Annotated in this window: 9 protein-coding genes; all 9 read right to left on the bottom strand. The window is 35.1% G+C overall.

Annotated elements, in window-relative coordinates; all coding sequences use genetic code 11:
• Positions 1–712 (bottom strand): exonuclease domain-containing protein (locus ACJML3_RS07740; protein ID WP_406022095.1); only part of this gene is annotated, 712 nt, incomplete at its 3' end.
• Entirely contained in the window at positions 709–1,194 is a 486-nt protein-coding gene (gene nrdG / locus ACJML3_RS07735; protein ID WP_406022093.1) for an anaerobic ribonucleoside-triphosphate reductase activating protein, read from the bottom strand. The genes nrdG and ACJML3_RS07740, both read right to left, overlap by 4 nt.
• Positions 1,194–1,601, bottom strand: a complete 408-nt coding sequence (locus ACJML3_RS07730) for a hypothetical protein (protein WP_406022091.1) — start codon at positions 1,599–1,601, stop codon at positions 1,194–1,196. Before ACJML3_RS07730 ends, nrdG begins: the two co-directional genes overlap by 1 nt.
• Positions 1,602–1,610: 9 nt before the next feature.
• On the bottom strand, positions 1,611–2,045 hold the full coding sequence (locus ACJML3_RS07725; protein ID WP_406022089.1) for a hypothetical protein: 435 nt from the start codon (positions 2,043–2,045) through the stop codon (positions 1,611–1,613).
• Positions 2,046–2,105: 60 nt separating this feature from the next.
• Positions 2,106–2,477, bottom strand: coding sequence for a hypothetical protein (locus tag ACJML3_RS07720; RefSeq protein ID WP_406022087.1), 372 nt, complete (start codon positions 2,475–2,477; stop codon positions 2,106–2,108).
• Between the two features lie 4 nt (positions 2,478–2,481).
• Positions 2,482–2,904: a dihydrofolate reductase gene (locus ACJML3_RS07715; protein WP_406022085.1), complete on the bottom strand. Its 423-nt coding sequence runs from the start codon at positions 2,902–2,904 to the stop codon at positions 2,482–2,484.
• 115 nt (positions 2,905–3,019) lie between these two features.
• Positions 3,020–3,424 (bottom strand): hypothetical protein, encoded by a 405-nt coding sequence (locus ACJML3_RS07710; protein ID WP_406022083.1) that lies wholly within the window; start codon positions 3,422–3,424, stop codon positions 3,020–3,022.
• On the bottom strand, positions 3,424–6,420 hold the full coding sequence (locus tag ACJML3_RS07705; protein WP_406022081.1) for a DUF3987 domain-containing protein: 2,997 nt from the start codon (positions 6,418–6,420) through the stop codon (positions 3,424–3,426). The genes ACJML3_RS07710 and ACJML3_RS07705 overlap by 1 nt, the downstream gene beginning before the upstream one ends.
• A gap of 8 nt (positions 6,421–6,428) precedes the next feature.
• On the bottom strand, positions 6,429–6,892 hold a 464-nt coding region (locus ACJML3_RS07700; protein ID WP_406022079.1), incomplete at its 5' end, for a hypothetical protein.

The raw sequence follows: 6,892 nt of genomic DNA, 5'->3' as shown, positions 1-6,892 counted from the left end.
TAACAGATATTTCTATATCATACAATATTCTACTTGCATTTGCAAGCAATTCTTCAAGTGCGTTGTTAAAATGAATTACTGCTCCTAATGCCAAACAATCATTAACTGCCCGATGTGCGTTATAAAACAGACCTTGATAATACATAAGCATTTCCAAACTGCTTTTTGTGCAACCATGAGATAACCAATCTATTTCAGTAAGACTATCAGCCCACGGCTTACCTGCTATTTCAGGGTATATCCTCTCTACAAACTTTCGATCAAATCCAGCATTATGAGCTACAATCAGATATTTACCTGTCGGCAGATAAGCCTTAAATGAATTGTAGTCAATATGCTTTCCCTCTACCATTTCATTGGTAATACCTGTAATAGCTTGTATCTTTTCTGATATAGGCTTTGTTGGTTGATTAAACCCATCGTACACATTGTCTATACTAACCATTACGTTGGTTAGCGGATCGTATGTGATAACAACAAAGGCAAGCTCAATAATTTCATCTACGTTAGTATCTAAGCCTGTCGTTTCAGTATCTAACAATATAAGCTTCTTGTTTGTAGGTTTATCCTTTAAGTTATCACGTAAAATCAAAGGTTTAAACTCTATGTTGTCCCCGTTGATATTAATGGAATCTTCAAAAGGATTTAATCTTAACAGCCTAAACCTTTCGGGAGCTTGTAGTATTTCTGTTATTTCTTGCTGAGTAATCAAAATACAACCTCCTGCATATCGGATAATCTTATTATTTTTTGATTGTCAGAGCCACGAAACGGCTTTGTATGTGTTTCGTTTGGCTCGTACTGTCCGTCTACCAAATAAGTGGCATATAAAGCCAATTCTGCCAAAAACGATGGAGACTCTTTCTGTAAATCTTCTGCCGTATATCCTGTATAAATCCATATTGCGACATTTTTGTATCGTCTTATTTCTTCGCAGATATGTAATACTTCCATTCGGTTATACACACTTAAAGGATCTCCTCCACTGATAGTAAGTCTAGTAATACTAGGGCGGTCTAAGCATGTTTTAAGATGTTGCATTGTTTCTCGTGTAAAAGGTTCTCCTCCGTATCTATTCCATGTCTTTTTATTAAAACACTCTCTACAATGATGTTCACACCCCGCAACAAATAAGGTAGAACCAAATCCAGTGCCGTTTATACATTCAACAGGTACTATTCCAAAATAGTTCATTACTTGTGAAATCTCCTTTTGTTATTCTTTACGCATGTTTTTTCTAATAAAGTTTTCTTTTTGTTTTTGAAATAAGCCTTGTCTCTTACGTAAAAACCTAAATCATCCTGACAATAAACATCATAATCCAATGAGACTACAAGCATGTTATAAAAACGTTTCATTTGCTTTAAGCTAGGCTTTTTGTAGTCTCTATCGTTATAACCACCTCTTGTAGAGTCATACAGAATATCAAATTCGCCATACACTCTTTCCAAAGCGTGTTTCTGACTATAAAAACATTTTTTAATATCTCGTAAAAAATATTTTTCTATGCAGTGGGTACACTCGACAATAACAATATTTTCTGTTTTGTCAGAGTGTTTTAACCACCATCTTACTGTTTTAAAATTACGTGAATAATCCATATACCACTCTTAATCTTCAATCTGTGCCTTAAATTCTAACTTAGGTGCTTGTTCCTTTGTTACTAACATTCTGTCGATAATTTCTTTTTCTTTGTCGGAATACTTTTTATATTCCTTTGCTACCAGTGAATGTTTAACATTAAATAGACTGCCAACGTCAATAAAATTTTCTTCACAGAGTAAAGCCACTTCCTGAAACAATGTTTCGTCAACTTCTGTCTTGAATGTCTTTGTGTAAGATAAAGTGCCGTTTTCAAGTTCACACTTGTTTACGCCTGCTTTGGCATCAGCAAAGTTCTTTTCAACAAGTTCCTTACGCAAACTCATTTCTAATTTCTTTGCATATTCAAGAATTTCAGCTACCTGTCTCCAAGCAGTTAAAATATCGCCATCAGCAATCTTTTTGGTTAATTCTTCTTTGGTAATATCTAATAAAGTACACATAATCTTGAACTCCTTGTGTTGTATTTACAAGTATTATGTTATCACTTTACTATATATATGTCAACAGATTTTTTTGATTTTTGGAATTATTTTTTGAAACGCAGATTGCACTTCTGCATGTTTGACTAGATTATAACGCTCTACTCTAGCGTTCTTCTGTATTCTGATAATGCGATTACATCTTTCTATATCATAGCTATCACTAGGATTAACCAATCCTGTGATGCTATGAGGAAAAACCACCAAACCATAAAATCTTTTTAAGTCTTTAAAATGTAATGCCTGATTTAGAGCATCGGCATGACTTTTTGTCACCTCATAAAATTTCTTGACGTATTGAACGCTCAGGCCGTAACCTGAACAGGCATCTAATAAGGTAGCAAATTTTTCTTTTCTATAAACAATAAAATCATTTTGGTTTAGTGGTTTCATTTTTTCAGTCCATATAACAAGTGCAGTGAATAGGAATTTTATACGCATGTAGCACGAACTGATTTACTTTTGTGTCTCCTACTGTATTGTCGTTTATGATGCTAAGTTCAATATGATCAATCTTTTCTCTTAATTCTCTTATTGAACTTTCTATTAAAGTAGCTCCTCCTATGATGTATTGATTTGTGTTTTTATACTCAGGATATGTAGTATAAACATCGTTATCAAAACTCAGAGCGTCTTGCAGATTGTTGCAGAACACAATATTTTGTCCTGCATATTCTTGATTTTTTTCTCTTACATATTCGTCTTTTAAGCTAATAACAACATTCATTCTGTTTGGCAGTGGCTTATTGTTCAGACTTTCAAAGGTTTTTCTTCCCATTAAAACCACGTTACCTGTGGTTTTGGTTTTAAAATCTTTCATATCTTATGAACAATGCCACGGAATATCGTTATCAAGTCCAATAAAACCTAAACTGTTTTGAGCAAATTTTATAATAATCATCAAAAACTCCTTTATTTGTCGTAATACTATTCTATCACAAAGGTTTGATATAAATTAAAACTTTCCCATTGTTTTTCTCGATACCGTGGGGATTCCATTCTTCATGTAATATATACCTCATGTTATCGTCTGGAAGTATGCCATATTCTACCAAAGCATCAAGAAAAAATTTGCTTGTTACAGAGCATATATTCATTCCATCGTGGATTCTGTTATCTCCTAAGGTGATTTCGTAATTGATTGTTGCTTTATCCATCTTAGGTAATTGCAATATTTCGTCTCTTAGCATACGCTTGTATTCAACTTTAGCCTTGTTTAGAACCTGATAATGAGCATTACGATAATCGTTCATGTTTAACATGAACTTTTTTTTACTGCTCACAGGAACAGACAAGGGGCTTTCGATTACAAAACTTTGCGTTTCCTCATCATATGTCATTACTGTATACCTCTTAAATCTAACAATCTGTAACACACTCCTTTGGTTTTATATGTAGTGCTTGCCAAAGGCTTTGGTACAAGTTCAATAGCACCCTCGTTAATAAGTCTGTCTATGGTATTCTGTATCGCTCTAGTGTAACCAGTTTTCGCACGAACAAACACCTTTTGAGAGCCTAATGCGTAGTTAATATAGCTAATTGGTACTACTCTGTCTCCTCTCATTTGATTTATTATCTTGACAGGAATGTTTGTAGCATTACACAACACCACGGAATTGCTTGTTAAAATAAACTTTTTAATCACATCTAAAAGGCTGTTTGCCATTGTATTCTCGGCATTATCTGTAAGTGATGTTTCGCCATTGGTTATCATATCATATATGTTTGCAATATCTAAAAACACTAGACGTGTAGCCCATGAGATGTGTTGAATATTGATAACTGGATCACTGTAATTCTGACATACTGCACATATGCCTGCTAATTTCAGGATCTTTAGCTGGCATCTATTCCAAGCCTGTCTAAAATGTTCTGCATCTCCTGCCTGATCCAGCATTTCCATACACCAGTTTTCCAACATCAAATTAAATTCTTCTGCATCGTCATTCATTTTTATTCTGATAAAACGAGCTTTTACAGTATCAGCATGGCCTGACAATACCTTTTCCTGTTCTAACAGTTCATTTAATTTGTCGAGAACATAAGCAGGGGCAGGACTGCCGTATTTGTCTTTGTTCTGAGGAACTGCACCACCTTTATATGTAACTGTTAAGAAACGGCTCAAAAAGCCATCCTTTGCCATTTGTGGCGTGATTGAATCTGCTATACCACTGATTGTAGCTTCACCGACAATGCTGAAAGCAGGAGCATAAGTTTCGGTGAAGTTATTATCAGAATTACTATAAGTCATAGCTGACAACATATCGTTTTCTGCTGACCCCGTATACAATCTTAAATACTGAGCTTTTAAACTTTGTGCAGACTGATTACGTGAATCTTCGCCCATTTCAGATAAGTTCTTACCAAATTCTTTTTGGAAATTTACAAAACTTGCATATTTTTCTAAAGTAAGTGCAAAAGGATTATTGTTCCTTTCGCCTGCTTTAGAACCTGCTTCCTGTAAACAACGCTTAACAAGTGCTTGGCCTGATGCAAAATCATCGTCAATTACGTGCCGTCTAAAATCGGTATCGCTATATCTCTTTCTTAACTGCATAAATAAATCGTTTTTGGTTGTATGCAATCCCTCTTTACCTATACCACTTCTAGCAGAAAGAATAACATAATTATTTAATCCTGTGCCTGTCGGTAGTTGCCACATCTTGCCTACAATACCACTGATAATAGCAATTACGCTTGTTAATGACACTTCTAATATAGGCTTAATACGAGTCTCATAACTCCATTTAACCAGCTCGTACATTAACGCACTTGATGTGGGAGGAATGATTAACGCATTTTTATCCGAGATAACAAAACCCTTAGTACACAAATACCCCTTATCCAACAATCTCTTATAAGATATATCTTGATCAGAGTTAAATAACACAAAATCAGAACTAGGAGCTACACCAGCTCTTTTAAGCTGATTAACAACATCTGTTGCATACAGAACATCACAGAACATGTTTGCAATACTATAACTAGGATCTGTTTCTTCGTTTTTCCATCTTGAATTAACAAGTACAGTTTCAGCGTTAACATCTAAATACTCTTTGTTGATAAATTCGTTGATCAACGCCTTTCGCTCGGCTTCTTTTTCCTTTACCTTGCGTTCTTCTATGCGTTCAACTATTTCGTCTACTGTCGCATATGTCTGCTCCCCTGTCTCGCTTACTGTAACAAAAGTATTAGACAAAGGTTCTTCTGTTATATAATCCTCATTAGCCTGTTCTTCTCTTACTCTTTCGAGCATACGATTAAGATAGTCTACTCGTGTTGCTTTTGGTCTGCGAGCTAATTCTGAGCTTGCAAACAGAGCTTTAACAACTGTATTGTTAGGGCAATATCTTGAAATAATTGCCATCAGCTTAAAATCTGCCTCTGACTGAGACGGAAAGGTTAGTGTATATTCCTCATTGTATACGCTTTTACTTGCATCATTTTCATAGCTGTAATTACAATGATTATCAAACAATTCAGACAACACTTCCCAATCAGGAGACATGATCAGTTCGCACATGTAAAAGTTGATTTCTGAACTAAAATCGTCAGAATTATCAAACTTAAACTCTGTGGCTGAATCGGTAACATCCTGATTTTCTGTTATCGGTTTTTTCAAAACAGCACATAAATCATCAAGCTCTCCCTGTCTTGGGTAGATTTCTTTGGTAGTCACGGCATCCTCTGTAACTACTGCAAATCGATCCTGAGAGTATAGTTCAAAACCAACGATACCCTGTGCCTTATGTGCCGTACCTGTTCTTATACCGCTTGCACCTGTGCCTTTAGAGTTTGGGTATTTCTTTTCGTTAATCTTGCCCTCTATAATTACATGATAGCCAAGACCACTGATACTTCTTTCTGTGTAACTTTTGAACTTCTGAATCCATTGATCCTGATACGCTATTTCCTGTGGTGTAGTGCCGTCTTTTCTGTCAAAATCAATAATTGTCCACGGACAGTCTTTGGTGAATATAAAACCAAAACAAAGATGTTTCTCTCTATTAACAGGAAACAGCATTAAAGAGTTTCGGTTTAGCTTATCTACAATGTTATAAGTAAGCCATGCGTTTTTGAAATTGATTGTTGCACCTGTATTAACTAAATCACCTGTGTAACACTTTTCGCCAACATCGTTGATTGTGACTGTATAATTGAGCCATAAGTTATCAGTAATCGTAATAAAATCATCATTACCCTCGTCAAAATAATGAGGGTACACCTTTAAAACTTTATCTATCCATTTTTTTGTGACAACGACAGGTTGCTTTTCTCCCACTTCTGCAAAACATAAAGCCCACTGAGACAGATTTTTTAATTCATCAAAGTTCATTATAACTCCTAGTCAAATTCGTAACGGACTATCCTATTATACCCATTTGTTACTTTTACTGCAATCTTTTTTGGCTCTTTGAAATCACCTTTCAGACACATAACTAACAATTCCTGTGTATTTTTTGGAAAATAGTCAGTTTTGTTACGATAATTGATCCATGTTTTTGCTATGTTAGCAGAAAAAGATTTTTGACTTTCAAGATTAATCCAGTCTTGTCCAACTTTTTGTACTCCACTGAAATATGTAGCCAACAACTGTACTCCGTTCTTTGTGTTTATTTTTGCATAAGAAACTTTAGAAACTTCAAATACTTTTTCTGCTTCTGCTGTCTTGCGTTTTATTATTTCCTTTAGGCTGGCATGAGCTGTAAGCTGTGTAACCTTTGGAAACTCATAATTACAGCAAGGACAAACGTTAGCACTTGCAGGTACATACGTATGGCATTTAGGGCAGACTTTTACAGGTGCAT

The organism is Succinivibrio sp. (assembly GCF_045124615.1).
GTDB lineage: Bacteria > Pseudomonadota > Gammaproteobacteria > Enterobacterales > Succinivibrionaceae > Succinivibrio > Succinivibrio faecicola.
The sequence above is the reverse complement of the archived record's forward strand: the minus strand, read 5'-3'. Positions and strand labels throughout refer to the sequence as shown.

Coding starts and splice junctions, on each gene's coding strand:
- nrdG (WP_406022093.1), bottom strand. CDS start 1,194: ATGAACTATTTTGGAATAGTACCTGTTGAATGTATAAACGGCACTGGA.
- ACJML3_RS07730 (WP_406022091.1), bottom strand. CDS start 1,601: ATGGATTATTCACGTAATTTTAAAACAGTAAGATGGTGGTTAAAACAC.
- ACJML3_RS07725 (WP_406022089.1), bottom strand. CDS start 2,045: ATGTGTACTTTATTAGATATTACCAAAGAAGAATTAACCAAAAAGATT.
- ACJML3_RS07720 (WP_406022087.1), bottom strand. CDS start 2,477: ATGAAACCACTAAACCAAAATGATTTTATTGTTTATAGAAAAGAAAAA.
- ACJML3_RS07715 (WP_406022085.1), bottom strand. CDS start 2,904: ATGAAAGATTTTAAAACCAAAACCACAGGTAACGTGGTTTTAATGGGA.
- ACJML3_RS07710 (WP_406022083.1), bottom strand. CDS start 3,424: ATGACATATGATGAGGAAACGCAAAGTTTTGTAATCGAAAGCCCCTTG.
- ACJML3_RS07705 (WP_406022081.1), bottom strand. CDS start 6,420: ATGAACTTTGATGAATTAAAAAATCTGTCTCAGTGGGCTTTATGTTTT.